This is a genomic window from Amycolatopsis plumensis (genome assembly GCF_042652605.1).
In the GTDB taxonomy this organism is placed as follows: Bacteria; Actinomycetota; Actinomycetes; order Mycobacteriales; family Pseudonocardiaceae; genus Amycolatopsis; species Amycolatopsis plumensis.
The window spans coordinates 425,450-442,678 of record NZ_JBHSJY010000001.1 but is presented as its reverse complement, the minus strand read 5'-3'; the positions used below and the strand labels follow the sequence as shown (position 1 = coordinate 442,678).

Below are 17,229 nucleotides of genomic sequence, written 5' to 3'. Positions count from 1 at the left end.
GTCAGGCCGCCGTGGCGGCGGGGTCCAGCTCCGCGGCCACCGCGAACCAGGTTTCCGACTCTTCCTTGCGTCCCAGGGTGTCGAAGGCGACGCCGGCGCGCGCGGCGGCCAGCGCACCGGGGAAGGTGCCGAGCGCGCCCCCCGTCGTGAAGCATTCGAGGGCGCGTTCGTCGTGGCCGGTCATCCACAGCGTGTCGCCCGCGTAGAGCTGCGTGTAGGGGTCACCCGGGTCGAGTTCGAGCAGCCGGCCGGCTGCTGCATCCGGTTCCATGTCGATGACCATCGCGCGGCCCTTGGAGTTGATGAACGCCTTGAGACTCGCCTCCAGGCTCAGCCGCTCGTTCTGAGCTGCCGCCACCTTCTCCGCCGGGGTGCTCGCCGCGGCGCTCAGCCCTCTGGCGAGGTCGATGGCGAGCTGCATCTTGTCGGCGATGTCCGCCATGTCGCGACGGCGCACCGCGTACAAGGCGAGTGCCCGGTAGGTCCGGCTGACGTACAGGCGGAGGTCGAAGGTGTCCGCCGCGACGCTGTCGATCAGCGCCTGCGCGTCCGCGGCCACCTCGGCGCACTCGTCGAGGTCGCGTTGCCGCCGGCAGTAGTGCGCGATCAGCCTGCCGTAGGCGCTCAGCCGTGTCCCCGGCGGGATTCCGGTGTCCGCGGCCAGAGTGTGGAACGGTTGTGCCGCCTTGTCCGAATCGGTGACGAGCCCGTAGTACGAACGGGCCACTTCGTAGGTCAGGACGGGGTCGCCGCTTTCGGCGGCTCGTTTTCCGAGCGCCTTGGCGGAGACGCTGAACAACCCCAGCACGTTGAGGACCTGTGCCAGGGACGTGAGGGTCGTTGCGGAGACGTCCGAGCCGGGCTCCAGCATGGCGCGCAGTTCCGCCAGGAACGGCAGCCCGCTCTCGTCCTTCGCGCTCAACCGGTGATCGATGGCGTCGTCCGGGAATGCGGTGTGACCGAGGACGTGCTGACGGAAACCGGGCGGGTAGTACGAGCCGGGCACGAACGGGAGCCCCTCGCCGGAGCGGGTGAGGATCAGCTCGAGCAGCAGCGGGATGAACCGCGTCGCCACCGCCGCGTCCGGGTTGCCGTGGCCGCGCAGGTAGGTCGACCACAGCTCACGTCGCCGCATTACCATCGTCCGGTTGTGGTCGGAGAGTTCCAGCGTGGCCAATGCGGTGTCGTCTGATCGAGGGTAATCGGTCAGCGCCGGGCGTCTCGCGGCGGTCGAAGTCATCGTTCGGATCCCTTCTGCTATTCCAGGTAGCCCGGAGCGACGATGTAGTCGCCGCCCGACCGCGGCGTCAGGAACTCCGCCGACGGGATGACCGCCTTGACGACGGCGGTGGCGTTCACCGACGGCACGTCGATGAGCAGCGGCGCGACACCGAAACGTTCTTCGACGAAGGCCGGCAGTTCAGGGGGTGTGATCGCGGCCGGGTCGCTCGCCTCGCCGACGGGCGTTTCGAGGTGGCGAAGGAAGGACAGGAACGCCTCCTGGTGACCGGCCGAACGGGCGCCGCGGAGAAATTCGGGCTCGCTCCGGTTGACCGGATTCCCCAGCGAGGCCCGCACCATCACGGCCTCGTGCAACGCGTGCAGCAGCGCGGGCCCCTGTGTGAACCCCGCACCGGCGCCGAAGGTCGCCTGGGCCCGGTCATGCCGGCCGACCAGGACCAGCGTGACGTGGATCGGCGCCGTTTCCCGCACACCCCAGGCGTGGGCGACGAGCTGACGGTCCGCGAGCGCTTTCGCCAGCCCGGGCGGGATCAGTTCGGCGAGCCGCTCGCTGGCGGGCTCCAACGTGACTGTTCCCGCCCACACCCGCCTGATCGCCTGGCGTTCCAGGCATTCCAGGATCCCGCTGACGCCGGCGACGTCGCGGTCCGGGTGTGCGGCCGTGCCGACCGAACTCTGCCGCCACGGCAGTATGCGCAGCTTCGTGCTCACCCTGCGGAGCAGGGCGGCGTCCGCCGGCACGCCGGCGGCCTCGCCGGTCGTGGCGCTGCGGGCCGGGACCCAGTCCTCGGCGTCTTCGAGTATTTCGTGCGGGGTGAACAGGGAAAGGCCACGCTCCACTGCCTCACCCCGGGAGATGACCATGAGCGGACCGTTCTCGATCAAACTCGCCCGCTCGGTGGCCTCGCCGTGGGCCCGCACCATTGCCCGTTCGGGCACGTCGTCGCAGGCCCCGCCCGCGAAACGACCGGATCGGGCATCCACGTGATCCAACCCCAGATACAACTGATCATCGAGAATCGGCGTAGCGCTCACCGAAAGATGCTCCGTTCTGACGGACGGACAGGTCTCGTGACGAGACCTGTCCGTCCGCGTTCAGTTCGCCGTGTTTGACGCCCGATCGGGCGGAATTGCGCGATTTACCACGACAGAACCACCCCTCGGCCGCACGACACCGAAGGGTACGACAGTAATCTCGCGCAAGAACGTATCGAAACTGTGCCAGGGATCAGCTGGCTTCTCGACAGGCCCCTCCAGGTAAGCCCGAACAGGTCATCGGCGAGCCGTTCCTCTTAGTACGAGGTGCAGAGAAGGACGGGGAAGTCCTGCGTGTCCTCGACGATGTCCAGCTCAAACTCGACCATTTCGATCCTCCGAAAGGTGAATTACCTCTGATTGATGATCCAAATTGTGCGATTTCCGCCCCAGTCCCCAAGCGACTCGGAACCGAGCCGTGATCGCTCCCCGATGCTAGCAGGATCTCTTGCAGAATGCCAAGGTAACGTTCATCTGTATGCCGTTCGGGCTAATTGCACGCTCCCTCGGGTGTACAATTCTGATCGCCTGACAGGCGCCGGTTGCCGCAATTGATCATGGTTTCCGGCTGTGCACGTAGGTATCCGGCCGCCGGCTCGCTATAGTGATCACCGTGATCGTCGAGGATGCACGTGCGGACGATCAAGAAAAAGTGCGCGAAGCGCATTACCACTCTTCTGTTGTATTTTCGGGCGAATTCGCGGATCTTACCTGGACGTAACAAGGGGACGGGTCGATGGTGAGCACGGTCGAGCGGTTGAACCGCTATGCGAAGCTGGCAGTGGAGGTCGGCGTGTGTCTCCGGCCGGGTCAGGACCTCTTGGTCGAGGCGGCGGTGGAGCACGCACCACTCGCCCGCAGCGTGGCGCGCGCGGCATACGCGGCAGGCGCCCGTTACGTGGATGTCCTGTACAACGACCAGCAGATCCTGCGCGCGCAGGTGGAGTTTGGTGCCGACGAGGGCCTGGGCTGGGCCCCGCCCTGGCAGGTCAAGCGGCTCGAAGAAGGCAGGCGCCGGCACATGTGCCGCATGCTGATCGTCGGCGACCCGGACCCGAACGCGATGGCGGGCTTGGACGGCGGCCGGGTCGCCCGCGCGGACGCGATCGACGTCCGCAGGGAACACCTGCGTGGCATCAACGAGCGTGCGGTCGCCTGGTCGATCATCGCGTGCCCGACCGAAGGGTGGGCCGAAGCGTTGTTCGGTGAACCCGACGTCGATCGGTTGTGGGGGCTGATCGAGCGAGCGGTGCGGCTGGACGAGCCGGACCCGGTCGCGGCCTGGCAGGAGCACATGGCGCGGCTGGAAGCGCGGGCGAGGGCCATCACCGAGCGGCACTTCGACGCGATCCGGTTCCGCGGACCCGGTACCGACCTGACGGTCGGCCTGCTGCAGGCCGCGCGCTGGGGAGCCGCGGTCTTCGAGACGGAATGGGGGCAGAAGCACCTGCCCAACCTGCCGACCGAGGAGATCGGCACGGTCCCGGACCTCCGGCGCGCCGACGGCGTCGTCCGCGCCACCCGGCCCCTCTACGCGGGCGGCGTCGAGGTGCGGGACCTGACCCTGCGCGTCGCGGGCGGCCGGGTGGCGGAAGCGAGCGCGTCCGCCGGCGAGAAGACGATCCACCAGCTGATGTCCCGGGACGAAGGGGCGACCCGGTTCGGTGAGGTGGCCCTGGTGGACGCGACATCAAGGGTGGGCAGGCTGAACACGCTCTTCCGGACCACGCTGCTCGACGAAAACGCGACGTGTCACCTGGCTCTCGGCAACGGCGCGCCGTTCGCGGTGGAGAACGCGCCGGCGAACGACCCGGTGGCCCTGCGGGAGATCGGTATCAACCAGTCCAGCATCCACCTGGACTTCATGGTCGGTGGTCCGGAGGTGGAGGTGGACGGCATCGAGCCGGGTGGCATCGCGGTTCCGCTGGTGCACGGCGACGAGTGGCAGCTGGATGCCTGAAAGCCGCGCCGTCGGTGTCCCGCGGAGCCGCACCGCGGGGGAAGACCGGCAACTGCTGCAGCTCAACCACTGTTACGGCGTGCTGGACGCGGTGACCGCCGAGGCCGTCGAGAAGTCCGAGTACCTGCGGACGTTCGCCGGCTGCCACCCGCGTACCACGACGGACGACAGCCGGACGTGGACCGGTTGGTACCTGATGGGCCGGACGACGTACCTGGAGCTGTTCAAGGTCGGCGACGTGCCGGGTCCGGAAGCCGAGCTCGGTTCGGCGGGGGTGGGCCTGTCCGTGGAGCGCGCGGGCGAGCTGGCCGCGGTCGTCGGCAGGCTGCCGATGCTCGGGGTGCCCACGCCGGTGGAGCGCCGCCAAACCCGCGATTTCGGCGACGGCGTGGTGGTTCCCTGGTTCCGGGCCGTTTACCCCGGTCAGACCTACGACGCGTGCCGGATCTGGGGGATGGAGTACGAACAGTCGTATTTCGCCGACCCACGCAGCAAGAGCGGGCCTGCGGCCCACCCGGGTGATGTCAGCCGTGAGCGGTACCTCGACGACTACTACCGCCCACGGCAGCTGCGCGACCTCACCGCGGTCCGGGTCGCTGTCACCGCGGACGACCTCGCCGGCAGCGTGCCCCTGCTGCGGGCGGGCGGGTACACCGTGCGGGAAGAACCCGGCGGCGTGGTCGCCGTGGGCGGCGGTACGGTGCTGCGGTTCGACGCGGTGCCGCGCGCGGCTGCCGGGCTGCGTCAGGTGGCCATGGCACTGCTCACACCGGTCCCCCGGGCGCACAGCGAAAAGATCGGCAACTCCACCCTCACCGTCGGCCCCGGCTCGCGCGCGGTCTGGACCTTTGCGTCCAACGCGTGACCGGGGCCCTCGGTGAGAAGGCTCGGGTTGCGTCGCCACGCAGCGGGATTGGCGAGGCCGCACACCGAAGGCTGCAGCGACGACGTCGACGGCGATCCGCGCCCCCATCGCGGTACACCACCAGGGCCCGCACGAGGAACATCCACTTCGCGGTGTTGCGGTCGGCCACCGGCATCGCTTCGAAGTCGTCGAGCAGCGAATCGAGGCGTTGTTGTCCGGCGCGCAGCAACGCCGTCGCGTGGCCCCGGACGCGGGCGCTCGGGCGAATGTCGTAGCCGATATGGCCGCCGAACTCAGTCAGCTCCGGGGTGAGCCGGAGACTGAGTCGGGCCCGGCCGAGGAACCGCGTTCCCTCGACTCACCAGAACATGCGGTGGGCGTCCGGTCCCGTGCGTTGTCTGCCCGCCCCAGGAGACCGGCCCAGCGCAGGCGCTCGAGCCAGTTCCGGGACGCCGCTGCTCGGCGAGGTCGCCCGGCCGCCGTCCGGTGTGCAGCTCCTCTTCGTGGAACTCGCGCAGGGCGGCGAGGAGCGACTCGTGCCAGGACTCGCCGGGGACGGTCAAGTGCGCTTCGGACACCGCCCGACCGTCCCCGACGTCCGCGTTCTGGGCAAGCGATTTCGTGAGCCGCCGGCGAGTCGTCAGGAGCGGAGCCAGACGGCGGTGTCCGTCGGCAGCTCGCCGTCGACCGGCCCGCTGGCCAGCAGGATCTCGCCGTCGGGCAGCGGGACCGGCGCGGCCGAGAAGTTCAGCGCGAACGTGAACCCCGAGCCGATCCGGAACGCCAGCACCCCTTCGCCGAGTGATAGCCAGACCAGCGGACCCGTGGGCAGTTCGCGGCGGATCCGCAGCCCGGAGCGGTACAGCGACAGCATCGACGCCGGGTCCGCCGCCTCCGCTTCGGCCGTGTAGTCCGCCCAGGCAAGCGGCTGCGGCAGCCAAGCCACGCCGCTGCCGAACCCGAACGGCGGCTCGGTCCCGGACCACGGGATCGGGACCCGGCAGCCGTCGCGGCCCGGGTCCGCGCCGTCCGTCCGGGCGAAGACCGGATCCTGGCGCAGCTCATCCGGGATGTCCAGGACCTCCCATAGCCCCAGCTCTTCGCCCTGGTAGACGTACAGCCCGCCGGGCAGGGCCAGGGTCAGCAGCGCCGCCGCCCGGGCGCGCCGGGTGCCGAGTTCCCGGTCGACCGGGAGCTCGTGCAGGCGGTTCGCGAACGAGAAACCCGTGTCGCCCTGCCGCCCGTAGCGGGTGACGTGCCGGGTGACGTCGTGGTTCGACAGCACCCACGCCGCCGGCGCGCCGACCTCGTCGTGCGCCTTCAGCGTGCGCGATATGACGTCCCGGAAGCGCGCCGCGTCCCACGGGCAGACCAGGAAGTCGAAGTTGAACGCCGAGTGCAGCTCGTCGCGGCGCAGGTAGCGCGCGGCCCGCGACATGTCCGGCAGCCACATCTCGCCGACCAGCACGCGCTCGCCGCCGTAGCTGTCGGCGATCTTGCGCCACGAGCGGTAGATCTCGTGCAGCCCTTCCTGGTCGGAGAACGGCGTCTCGTCGCCCTCGTCGACGTCGGGCAGGTGGGGGTCCTTGACCAGGCCGTCGGCGACGTCGATGCGGAAGCCGTCCACGCCGCGGTCGAACCAGAAGCGCAGCACGTCCTCGAACTCGGTGCGGATCTCCGGGTTGTCCCAGTTGAAGTCGGGCTGGCGGGAGCTGTAGAGGTGCAGGTACCACTCGCCGTCCGGCACGCGGGTCCACGCGGAGCCGCCGAAGCGGGACTTCCAGTTGTTCGGCGGCTCGCTGCCGTCCGGGCCGCGGCCGGGCCGGAACCAGAACCGCTGCCGCTCGGGCGATCCCGGGCCCGCTTCGAGTGCGGCCTGGAACCAGCGGTGCTCGTCGGAGCAGTGGTTGGGCACGATGTCGATGATCACCCGGATGCCCCGGGTGTGAGCCTCGGCGATCAGGTCTTCCGCCTCGGCAAGGGTGCCGAACAGCGGCTCGATGTCGCGGAAGTCGGCGACGTCGTAGCCGCCGTCGTCCATCGGCGACGGGTACCACGGCGTGAACCAGATCGCGTCGATCCCCAGGTCGGCCAGGTGGTCCAGCCGGGCGCGGACGCCGGCGAGGTCGCCGACGCCGTCGCCGTTGCCGTCCGCGAAGCTGCGGATGTACACCTGGTAGATCGCCGCGCTCCGCCACCAGCCGGTCTTGTCGGTCACGAAAGTGCCCCTCCTAGTCGATTGGGAAAGCTCAGCCCTTGAGGCTGCCGGCGGTCAGCCCGGCGAGGATCTGCCGCTGGAACACGAGGAACAGCGCCACCATCGGCAGGCTGGCCAGCACCATCCCGGCGACGAGCACGTTGAGCGGCATGTCGATCGCCACCCGCTGCAGCATCACCGAGAGGGTCTGCTTCCCGGTGTCCGGGAACACCAGCAGCGGCCAGATGAAGTCCTTCCACGCGGTGACCACCGCGAGGATCGACACCACGGCCAGAATCGGCCGCGAAATCGGCAGGATGATCCGCCAGAGCGTGCGCACCGGGCCGGCGCCGTCGAGGCGCGCGGCTTCGATGAGCTCGTCCGGGATCTGGTCGAAGAACCGCTTGAGGAGGTAGATGTTGAACGCGTTCGCCGCCGCGGGCAGCCAGACCGCGGCCGGTGAGTTGATCAGGTTGACGTGCAGCAGCGGGAGGTCCGTCACCGTCACATACGTCGGGACGAGCAACGCGGTGGCGGGCAGCATCAGCGTGGCCAGCATCAGCCCGAGCACGACGTTGCCGAACTTCGGCCGCAGTTTCGACAGCGCGAACGCGGCCGGGACGTCGATGGCCAGCTGCGCCAGCCAGGCGCCGCCGGCGACGATCAGCGTGTTGAGGAAGTACTTGCCCAGGCTGAGCTGGTCCCAGGCGTCGGCGAACGTTTCCGGGTGCCACTCGTGCGGGACGAGCGTCGCCGGCGTCTGCGCCAGTTCCTGCGGCGACTTCATCGCGCCGGTGACGACCCAGTAGAGCGGGAACAGGAAGGCGAGGACGAAGATCGCCAGGGTGCAGGCGAACACGACGCCGTAGACGGCCTTGCCGCGCGGGCTGCGCAGCGCGCCGGGGGAGACGAGGGTTCTCATGACTGGTCCGCCTTCCGCGTCAGCCGGACGTACCACGCCGAGAACACGCCGAGCGCCACGAACAGCAGCAGGCTCATCGCGCTCGCCGAGCCGAAGTCGTTGTAGACGAAGGCGTAGCGGTAGAGCAGCAGGAGCACGGTCACCGTCGAGTCGTCCGGGCCACCGCCGGTCATCACGTACGGCTCGGTGAACACCTGCATGGTCGCGACGATCTGCAGCAGCAGGAGCACCAGCAGGACGAACCGGGTCTGCGGGAACGTCACGTGCCGCAGGCGCTTCCACAGCCCGGCGCCGTCGAGCTCCGCGGCTTCGTAGAGCTCACCGGGGATGGTGCCGAGCGCGGCGAGGTAGATGAGCGTGGTGCTGCCCATGTTGGCCCACGTCGAGACGAAGACCAGGGACAGCATGGCGGTGGTGGAGGAGTCGAGCCACTGGCCGCCGGGCAGGCCGACCGCGCCGAGCGCGGAGTTGAACAGGCCGGGACCCGGGTCGTAGAACCACTTCCACATCAGCGCGGTGACCACGGGCGGCAGCATCACCGGCAGGTAGACCGCCAGCCGGAAGAACGCCTTGGCGTGCCTCAGTTCGTTCAGCAATACCGCGGTGAGGAACGGGACGGCGAAGCCGAAGACCAGCGCGAGCCCCGTGAAGAGCAGCGTGTTGCGCCAGGCGACGCCGAACAGCGGGTCTTCGAACAGCCGCGTGAAGTTGCCGAACCCGACCCACGTCGGCGCGTTGACGAAGTCGACCTGCTGGAAGCTCAGCAGCACCCCGCGCACGATCGGGTACCAGGAGAACAGCGCGAACACCACGAGCGCGGCGCAGAGCAGGCCGTACGCGGTGAGGTTCTCCTTGAGCTTGCGCTTCAGCCGGGTGCGGTTCGCCGGCGCCGCGGCCGGGCGCCCGGCCCGCGACGGCTTCGCCGCAGGCCAGGCGAGCAGGCTACTTGACCTGGGCGAGGACACTGTTGACCTTCGACGCGGCGGACTTCAGCTGCTCGTCGATGTTCGCGTTCTGGTCGGTCAGGACGGCCTGCATCACGCTGTCGAGGGCGGCGTAGATCTGCTGCGCGTTCGGCGGTTCGATGCTGCCCTTGATCCGGCTCGTCGTGTCCACATAGGACTTGTAGTTGGCGGCGGGAACATTGGCGTACTTGGCCTTCAGGGCCAGCTGCTGTTCGCGAACGGCGCCGGTCCAGACGTCCGGGGTCGGCTCGGCGGGCAGGCCGACCGGCTGCTTGCCGTCCACGTACTGCTGGATGTGCTTCTCGAAGCGGTCCGGGTTGAGGTACTTCCACTGGATCCACTCGAGGCCGGCCTTGATCTTCTCCGGCGACGCCTTCGGGTTGATCATGTAGCCCTCGCCGCCGAGGAGGGTGCCCTGGCCGCCGGGCATGCCGGCGATGCCGTAGTCCTCGTACTTGCCGTTGAACTGCTTGACCAGCACCGGGACGTTGTCCGGGGCCGCCATGTACATGCCGAGCTGGCCGGCGCCCATCATGCGCTGGACGTCCTGAGCTTCCAGGAGCTGCTTGGCGCCCATGGAGTTGTCGGTCCAGCGCATGTCGTGCAGGTACTGGAGGGCCTTCTTGCCCTTGTCGTTGGCGAAGTCGGCGACCCACTTGTCGCCGTCCTTGCGCGCGATGTCGCCGCCCATCGAGTAGAGCCAGCCGGTCAGGTGCCAGCCACCCTGGTTGTTCTTGCTGTAGTCGGCGTACCCGACGACCCCGTCGCCGAGCGCGGCGATCTTCTTCGCGGCTTCGCGGACTTCGTCCCACGTCTGCGGCGGGTGGTCCGGATCGAGCCCCGCCTTCTGGAACAGCGGGCGGCTGTAGAGCAGGCCCATCGTGTAGTTCATGGTCGGGAGGCCGTAGAGCTTGCCGCCCGCGTCCCGGAAGTTGTCGAGCAGTTCCGGCTTGATGTCGTTGACGTGCGGAACGCTCTTCGCGGCTTCGGTGATGTCGGCGGCCTGGTGGCGGGCGATGATCTGCGCCGGATCGGTGAAATAGACGTAGTAGACGTCTTCGAGCTGCCCGCCGGCGAGCTTCGCGGAGAACGTCTTCGGGTCCATGAAGCCTTCGTGCGGATCGATGTCGATGTTCGGGTGCGCCGCCTCGAACTCCTTGACGTCGGCGTCGAACACGCTGCGCTCGAACGGCTGGCTGGTCGGCGGCTGACCGGTGACGGTGATCTTGACCTTGCCGCCGGTCTGGGCCGCGGTGTCGCCGTCCCCGCAGGCGGCTGCGGTGAGGGCAAGGGTGCCGGTGGCGATCAGGCACAACACCCGACGGGCGGCGGTTCTGGACCAGGGACTGCTCATCTCAAGCCTCTTCTCGGGGTCGCGACGGCTGTCACGTGATTGCGGTCACTCTAAAGTGGTAGACCGGATCGGCGCAATAAGCCGACGAGATTTTGCAAGTTACGGACAGGCGGCGCTTTGGGGTGGGCACACAAAAGTGCGCGACGGCTCGTAAGCCGTCGCGCTACTTGAAACCTCAGGTCAGGCGGGGCGCCGGGCCGTGGACCCCCGTACCACCAGTTCCGGCGCGAACAGCAGCTCCTCCGCCGCCACCTCGCCGCCGTTGATGCGCTTGACCAGGAGTTCCACCACCGCGCGGCCCATGGCCTCGATCGGCTGGCGGGTGGTCGTCAGGGGCGGGTCGGTGCAGTTCATCAGGGCCGAGTCGTCGTAGCCGACCACCGAGATCTCCTCCGGCACCGACCGGCCCTGCCGCCGGGCCGCGCGGATCGCGCCCAACGCCAGCAGGTCGCTCGCGCACAGCACCGCCGTCGCGCCGCGGGGGTACAGGCGGGCCGCCGCCGCGTGGCCGCCCTCGATCGAAAACATGCCGTGCTCGACCAGCTCGTCCAGTACCGGCAACCCCAGCTTCGCCGCATACGAGCGGAACGCCGCCAGTTTCCGCTGCGACGGCACGTGGTCCGAGGGCCCCAGCACCAGGCCGATCTTCTCGTGCCCGAGCGAGCTCAGGTGCCCGACGACCTGCTCGACGGCCACCGCGTCGTCGCACGAGACCTGGGGCAGCCCGAGGTGGTCGACCGCCGCGTTGATGAGCACCGTCGGCAGCCGGCGCTCGACGAGGTGGTGGTAGTGGGTGTGGATCGCGTCCGCCTGCGCGTACAGCCCGCCGGCGAACACCACCCCCGACACCTGCTGCTGCAGGAGCAGCTCGACGTACTCGGCCTCGGACACCCCGCCCGCCGTCCGGGTGCAGAGCACCGGCGTGAACCCCTGCTGGGCGAGCGCGTTGCCCATGATCTCGGCCAGCGCCGGGAAGATCGGGTTCTGCAGCTCCGGCAGCACCAGCCCGACCAGGCGGGCGCGCTCGCCCCGCAGCTGGGTGGGCCGCTCGTATCCCATCACGTCCAGCGCGGTGAGCACGGCGGCACGGGTGCTCGCCGACACCCCCGACCGGCCGTTGAGCACCCGGCTGACCGTGGCTTCGCTGACCCCGACCTGGCGGGCGACTTCGGCAAGACGACGCGTCATAGCCGAAACTTTACAGCAACCGAGCGCAAAAGCACGACGTGCGGAACCGGTGCAGACCCGGTGATCAATCGTCACGGCACCCGCACATCCCGTTCCTAGCTTGGCCGTCGTGACCAGCACCCTCGACCGCACCACCACGTCCCGCGGGCTCAACGCGCTCTTCGCCGCCGCTCTCCTCCTCGCCGCCTACCGCGGGTTCCGGCTGCCGGGCGACTGGGCCGTGACGCTGGAGGCCGTTTCGCTGACCGACGGCTTCCACCGCCGGTTCCTCGTCGGCACCCTGCTCCACCCGCTGGCCCTCGCGACCGGGTACGCGTACTGGGTGTTCGCGGCCGCCGCGTTCGCCGTCCTCGCCGCGGTGCTCGGGGTGGTGGCCGTCGCGTTCGCTCGCGCCCGCCACCTGGGCCGGAAGCTCCTGGTCGCCGGCTGGCTGCTGCTGCCGTCCGGCGGGTTCCTCTTCCACGAGGTCGGCTACTTCGACCAGGTCCTGTACCTGCTGCTGTTCGCCGCGCTGTGGCAGCTGCCGCGCCGGCCCGCGGTGGCCTCCGTGCTGATGACCGCGGCGGTGTTCACCCACGAGATCGCGGCCCTCACGGTCCTTCCCGTCTTCGCGATCGTGCTGTTCCGGCGGTTCCCCATCCGCACCACGGCGAGGCTGCTCGTGACGCCGGTCGTCGCGGAACTCGCCGTGCTCGCGCTGCCGGCGTCGAGCCCGGGCGCGGTCGCGCGGCTCGAAACCGCGCTGGCCGCCGCGGACTTCACCCCGCGAGCCGACGCGCTGGCCTTGTTCGAGCGCACCCAGAGCCAGAGCTGGCAGCTGTATTCGATCACCGAGGTGCTGCTGTACGTGGCCCCGATCTTCGCCGTGGTCGTGTTCGGTGCGCTGCTGCAGCGCCTCGACGCGCTCGCCGTCGCGGCCGTCGCGGCGCCCGCGTTGCTCGCCTTCGCCGGCTGGGACTGGGCGCGCTGGGGCTTCCTGCTCGTCGTCAACTTCGCCGTGGTGCTGTGGCTGAGCCCGGCGCGGGACCTCCGCCCGCTCCCGCTGCTCGCCGCCGCGGCGCTGCTCGCCTCCCTGCCCCTGCCGTACTTCGACGGGCTGCACCCGCGCGAGCTGACCGCCGCTCAGGCGTTCTCGGCGCCCCGGGGGAGCCGGACGGTGAACACGGCACCGCCGTCGTTGTGCACCGCGAGCGAGCCACCGTGCGCCAGCACGTTCTCCCGGGCGATCGCCAGCCCGAGCCCGCTGCCTTCGGTCGCCTGACGCGCGTGGTCGCCGCGGGTGAACCGGTCGAACAGGAGCGGCAGCAGGTCCTCCGGGACCCCGGGACCGGTGTCGGCGACGCGCACGACGACGTCGTCACCGGTCCCGTCGAGGGTGACCGTCACCGGCGCGGCCCCGTGCCGGACGGCGTTGCTCAGCAGGTTCGCCACCACCGTGTGCACCCGCCGCGGGTCGGCGACGACCGTGACGTCCCCGTTCGCCGTCACGGCGGTCTCGACGCCGGTGACCTCGGCGGCGTCGGCGACCAGGTCGGCGAGGTCGACCGGCGCCAGCCGCAGGTCGGCCTTCCCGGCGTCGAACCGCGCGATTTCGAGGAGGTCTTCGACGAGCTTGGCGAGCCGCCGGGCCTGGGTGCCGAGGATCTCGGCGGCGCGGGTGCGGGTGGCGGGCTCGGCGTGGTCGAGGCTGTCGACGGTGGCGATCATCGAGGCGAGCGGCGTCCGCAGGTCGTGGGCGACGTCGGCGACGAACCGCCGCTGCTGGCGGTCTTTCGCGTGCAGTTCGTCGATGGACTCGCCGAGCCGGGCCGCCATGGTGTTGAACGACCCGGCGAGCGCGGCGATCTCGTCCCGGCCCTTGACCGGCACGCGGGTCTCGAGCGCGCCCGCGCCGAGTTCGTCGGCGGCCGCGGACAGCGCCTTGATCGGACGGCGGATCCGGCGGCCGATCAGGAACGCGACGCCGGCGCCGAGCACGCTGACCCCGAGCGCGGTGCGGACCAGCTTCCAGCGCAGCTCGGTCAGGTCGTCGTCGAACTGGCTGAAGTCGAAGAACTCGACGAGGTGGTCACCGTCCTTCGGCAGGTTCGCATTGACCACGAACACCTTCCGGCCGGTCCGCGGCACTCTCGTGTACGCCGCGCCCATCTGGTCGGGCCCCCGCTGGCGGAACAGCTCGTCGCGGACGGCGCCCAGCATTTCGAGCTTGTCGAGCGCCGGGATGGTCGCGGGCAGGGTGCCGGCATCGATGGCGTTGCGCACGACCGCGACCGGGCCCCCGGGCCGTTCGGTCACCAGCGCCCAGTCCGGGTTGGAGCCGAGGTGGTCGGCGACGGTGCCCAGCGACACGGCGGTGTCGTCCGGCGAGAACGCCACGATGGCCTTCCGGTCGGCCGCCGCGTTCCGCACGGACGAGAAAGCGAACCGGCCCAGTGCTTCGTCGGCCTGCACCTGGTAGGCCGAGTAGGCCATGACCGCGGTCGCCGTCGTGGTCACGCCGACGATCGCCGCGACGATCCGCGTCCGCAGGCTGACCGCCGGGAGCCTCACTTCGTCACCAGGCGGTAGCCGAGGCCGCGGACCGTGCGCAGCAGCACCGGGTTCGCCGGGTCGTCCTCCACCTTCGCCCGCAGCCGCGCGACCGCCGCGTCGACGATCCGCGAATCACCGACGTAGCCGTAGTCCCAGACCCGCTTGAGCAGCACCTGGCGGCTCAGCACCTGGTTCGGGTGCTCGGCGAACTCGACGAGCAGCCGGATCTCCGTGGCCGTCAGCGCGAGTTCGTCGCCGCCGCGGGTGACGCTCATCGCGGCGGCGTCGATCTCCAGCTCGCCCACGCGCAGCAGCCCGGCTTCCGGCACGGCCGGCTGCGCGCGGCGGCCGATCGCCTTGATCCGCGCGTCGAGCACCCGCGGCTCGGCCGGTTTGACCACGTAGTCGTCGGCACCGCACTCGAGCCCGGCCACGACGTCGATCGGGTCGCCGCGCGCGGTCAGCAGCACGATCGGCAGCCGGCTGCGGGCGCGGATGCGGCGGCAGACCTCGAAACCGTCGATGCCGGGCAGCATGACGTCGAGAAGGACGAACTCGGCGTCGCCCAGCGACGTCAGCGCGTGCTCGCCGGTGGGGGCGTGCACGACGTCGTGGCCCAGTGCGCGCAACGCCAGCGAAAGCGCTTCGGCCAGGGCTTCGTCGTCTTCGACGAGCAGCAGACGTGGCACTGGTCCTCCCCGGGATGATCTCCCGGCGAGATTAATGCAGGGCACGGCGGCCCGGCGGTTCCGTGCGGAACCGTCGAGCCGCCGTGCGCTTTCGTCACATCAGGCCGCGGCCACCTCGAACTCCGACACCTGGCCGGCGGGCCAGCCGGTGTTGCCGGTGAAGGTCAGCCGCACGAACCGCTGGGACGTCGTCGCGAAGGACACCGACGCCGTGTTGCCGGACGCCGGGTCGAACGCGTAGCCGCGCGAGCCCACCAGGGTCGTGTACGAACCGCCGTCGGTGCTGCCGGAGATCGTCACCGTCTGGGTGCGGGCGCCCCAGGCCGAGGACGGCGGCAGCTTCAGCGTCACCTTGTTGATCGACGAGGCCGTGCCCAGGTCCACCGTCAGCGTCTGCGGGAAGGCGTTGTTCGTGCTCTCCCAGTAGGAGTTCGCGTCGCCGTCGTTCGCGTTCGACGGCGGGAACCCGCCCTGCGACCCGGACGCGCTGATCGCCTTCCCGCGGGCGATGTTCGAGCCGGGCTGCTGCGGCTGCTGCGGGCCCGAGTTCGGCGCGGGCCAGGTCGAGCAGTCGCCCCAGGTGCCGGTCCAGCCGCTGTTGCCCGAGCCGCTGAAGGTCATCCGCGGGATCGACGTCGGGTAGGGGCAGTTGTACGTCCCGGTCACGCCGACGCCGGACGCCGTCAGGTTGCTGATCGAGACCGAACCCTGGGTCTGGGACTGGGCCACGAACGTGCCGGCGCCCTGCACCGAAACGCCGTCGATCGTGATGCCCTGGATCGGCTTGCCCGCGCCGTTGCCGTCGATGAACTGGATGGCCTCGTACGGGCTCTGGATCGCGGTGAACCCGGTCACGCGGATGGTCACGCCGGTGATGGCCTGGTCGCGGGCGTCGAACCACAGCGCGCCGACGCCGAACTGCCAGTTCGGGTCGAGCGCCCCGGCCCGCAGCGCCGTGTTGTTCGACAGCGTGACCGTGCCGCTCAGTGCCACCGAGTTGAACCGGTTCGCCACGAGGTAACCGCCGCCGAGGGCGTTGGTGTCCTGGACGAGGTTGCCGCTGACCGTGTTGTTCGACCCGCCGTACAGCGCGATGCCGTTGGCCAGGTTCGGCTGCACGACCGTGTTGTTCGCGATGGTGTTGCCCGAGTCGGCCTGGCCGTTGGACCACAGCGCGAGCCCGTCGTCGCCGTTGTTGCGCAGGTAGTTGTTGCGCAGCGTCGAGTTCGTGACCGCGCCGTCGAAGTTCACGCCGTCGGCCTGCGTGTCGAGGATGCGGTTGTTCTCGATGGTGACGTTCGACGACGCGCCGTTCATCAGCCACAGGCCGCACTTCGTGTCCTGGATCCACAGGCCGGACACGACCGATCCGTTGCCGAGGACGCCGTGGAACGCGTTGTCGGGACTGCCGTCGTTGCGCTCGGTCACGTCACCGAAGACGGCGAAGTCGTACAGCTTGATGTTTCCGGACGCGCTGCCGTTGTTGAAGATGTTGTTGCCGTGCAGCACGGTGTACCACTGACCGGCACCGCGGACGGTCGTCTGGTCGATCTGCAGGGCCGATCCGATTTCGAACCGCCCCGACGGAACCCACACCTCACGCCCCTGCGAACGGGCCGCCGAGAATGCGGTGCGGAACGCCTGCGAGTCGTCCGACGAGTCGTTGGGCGTGGCGCCGTAGTCGGTCACCGACAGCGCGTTCGCCGGTTTCGTGCCCGCGCCGCCGACCTGCTCGAAGTCGGCGAGGTCGATGGTCGCCTGCCCGACGTCACCCGAGTCGGCCTGCACGCGCACTTTCGCGCCAGCCGCCAGGTTCTGCCCGAGCAGCAGCCGGGCGTCGTCGAAGAAGTGGTGCGTCTTCGCACCCGGAATCCAGCTCGTGTCCACATAGGAATAGCGGGCGGTGACCGGCAGGGCCAGCCTGGTCCCGTTGACGAGCACCGTGAGGCGGCCGGACGAGCCGTCCGGCAGGTTGTAGTGGACGTTGATCGAGTTCGCCGCGGCGGGCAGCGTGAACTCGACGTACTGGCCGGTCGTGATCCGCACGGCTTGGCGTCCGGAGGCCTCCGAGGCGATCGACGCCTGGGTGTAGTCGGGGCCGACGGCCGAACCGTTGGTCGCCGAGCACTCGGCCTCGACGGTCCGGAAGGGCACGCTGGCACCGCCGGACGCGGTGGTGGGACAGGTGGCCGCGGCGGCCGGGGTGGCGCCGGCCAGCACGGTCAGGCCGGACGCGGCGAGCGCGGCGGCGAGCAACGCCGGAATGCGGGACATCGTCAT

The 17,229-nt window shown here is 69.9% G+C and carries 14 protein-coding genes; 3 read left to right on the top strand and 11 right to left on the bottom strand.

Annotation, left to right across the window (positions count from 1 at the left end; all coding sequences use genetic code 11):
• Position 1: 1 nt before the first annotated feature.
• Entirely contained in the window at positions 2–1,240 is a 1,239-nt protein-coding gene (locus ACFPLC_RS02165; protein ID WP_378235671.1) for a hypothetical protein, read from the bottom strand.
• A 17-nt stretch (positions 1,241–1,257) separates the two neighbouring features.
• On the bottom strand, positions 1,258–2,163 hold the full coding sequence (locus ACFPLC_RS02160) for a YcaO-like family protein (RefSeq protein WP_378236263.1): 906 nt from the start codon (positions 2,161–2,163) through the stop codon (positions 1,258–1,260).
• On the opposite strand from ACFPLC_RS02160, the gene ACFPLC_RS02155 reads away from it, so the two are divergent.
• The 3 genes from ACFPLC_RS02155 to ACFPLC_RS02145 all read left to right on the top strand — a co-directional run bounded on the left by ACFPLC_RS02155 (position 2,105) and on the right by ACFPLC_RS02145 (position 5,102).
• Positions 2,105–2,230 carry a hypothetical protein gene (locus ACFPLC_RS02155; protein WP_378236306.1) on the top strand — a complete coding sequence of 42 codons (126 nt, stop codon included), beginning with the start codon at positions 2,105–2,107 and terminating at the stop codon, positions 2,228–2,230. The two genes, ACFPLC_RS02160 and ACFPLC_RS02155, sit on opposite strands and share 59 nt — an antisense overlap.
• A gap of 783 nt (positions 2,231–3,013) precedes the next feature.
• The gene (locus tag ACFPLC_RS02150; RefSeq protein WP_378204737.1) at positions 3,014–4,237 is read left to right on the top strand and encodes an aminopeptidase; all 1,224 of its coding nucleotides are present in this window, start codon (positions 3,014–3,016) and stop codon (positions 4,235–4,237) included.
• Positions 4,230–5,102 (top strand): DUF5829 family protein, encoded by an 873-nt coding sequence (locus ACFPLC_RS02145; RefSeq protein ID WP_378204735.1) that lies wholly within the window; start codon positions 4,230–4,232, stop codon positions 5,100–5,102. The genes ACFPLC_RS02150 and ACFPLC_RS02145 overlap by 8 nt, the downstream gene beginning before the upstream one ends.
• Positions 5,103–5,395: 293 nt before the next feature.
• On the opposite strand, the gene ACFPLC_RS02140 is transcribed toward ACFPLC_RS02145, so the two are convergent.
• The 9 genes from ACFPLC_RS02140 to ACFPLC_RS02100 all read right to left on the bottom strand — a co-directional run bounded on the left by ACFPLC_RS02140 (position 5,396) and on the right by ACFPLC_RS02100 (position 17,229).
• Positions 5,396–5,680, bottom strand: a complete 285-nt coding sequence (locus ACFPLC_RS02140) for a hypothetical protein (protein ID WP_378235670.1) — start codon at positions 5,678–5,680, stop codon at positions 5,396–5,398.
• A gap of 62 nt (positions 5,681–5,742) precedes the next feature.
• Positions 5,743–7,320: a glycoside hydrolase family 13 protein gene (locus tag ACFPLC_RS02135; protein ID WP_378204732.1), complete on the bottom strand. Its 1,578-nt coding sequence runs from the start codon at positions 7,318–7,320 to the stop codon at positions 5,743–5,745.
• A gap of 31 nt (positions 7,321–7,351) precedes the next feature.
• Positions 7,352–8,221 (bottom strand): carbohydrate ABC transporter permease, encoded by an 870-nt coding sequence (locus tag ACFPLC_RS02130; RefSeq protein WP_378204729.1) that lies wholly within the window; start codon positions 8,219–8,221, stop codon positions 7,352–7,354.
• Positions 8,218–9,186 carry a carbohydrate ABC transporter permease gene (locus ACFPLC_RS02125; protein WP_378204726.1) on the bottom strand — a complete coding sequence of 323 codons (969 nt, stop codon included), beginning with the start codon at positions 9,184–9,186 and terminating at the stop codon, positions 8,218–8,220. Before ACFPLC_RS02125 ends, ACFPLC_RS02130 begins: the two co-directional genes overlap by 4 nt.
• A complete protein-coding gene (locus tag ACFPLC_RS02120) occupies positions 9,164–10,540 on the bottom strand; it encodes an ABC transporter substrate-binding protein (RefSeq protein ID WP_378204724.1) in 1,377 nt (458 codons plus the stop codon). Before ACFPLC_RS02120 ends, ACFPLC_RS02125 begins: the two co-directional genes overlap by 23 nt.
• Positions 10,541–10,720: 180 nt before the next feature.
• Complete coding sequence (locus ACFPLC_RS02115) at positions 10,721–11,728, bottom strand: LacI family DNA-binding transcriptional regulator (RefSeq protein ID WP_378204721.1); 1,008 nt, start codon at positions 11,726–11,728, stop codon at positions 10,721–10,723.
• A gap of 1,122 nt (positions 11,729–12,850) precedes the next feature.
• Positions 12,851–14,278, bottom strand: coding sequence for a sensor histidine kinase (locus tag ACFPLC_RS02110; protein WP_378204718.1), 1,428 nt, complete (start codon positions 14,276–14,278; stop codon positions 12,851–12,853).
• Positions 14,275–14,949 (bottom strand): response regulator transcription factor, encoded by a 675-nt coding sequence (locus tag ACFPLC_RS02105; protein ID WP_191313621.1) that lies wholly within the window; start codon positions 14,947–14,949, stop codon positions 14,275–14,277. Before ACFPLC_RS02105 ends, ACFPLC_RS02110 begins: the two co-directional genes overlap by 4 nt.
• A 99-nt stretch (positions 14,950–15,048) precedes the next feature.
• Positions 15,049–17,229, bottom strand: coding sequence for a discoidin domain-containing protein (locus tag ACFPLC_RS02100; RefSeq protein WP_378204715.1), 2,181 nt, complete (start codon positions 17,227–17,229; stop codon positions 15,049–15,051).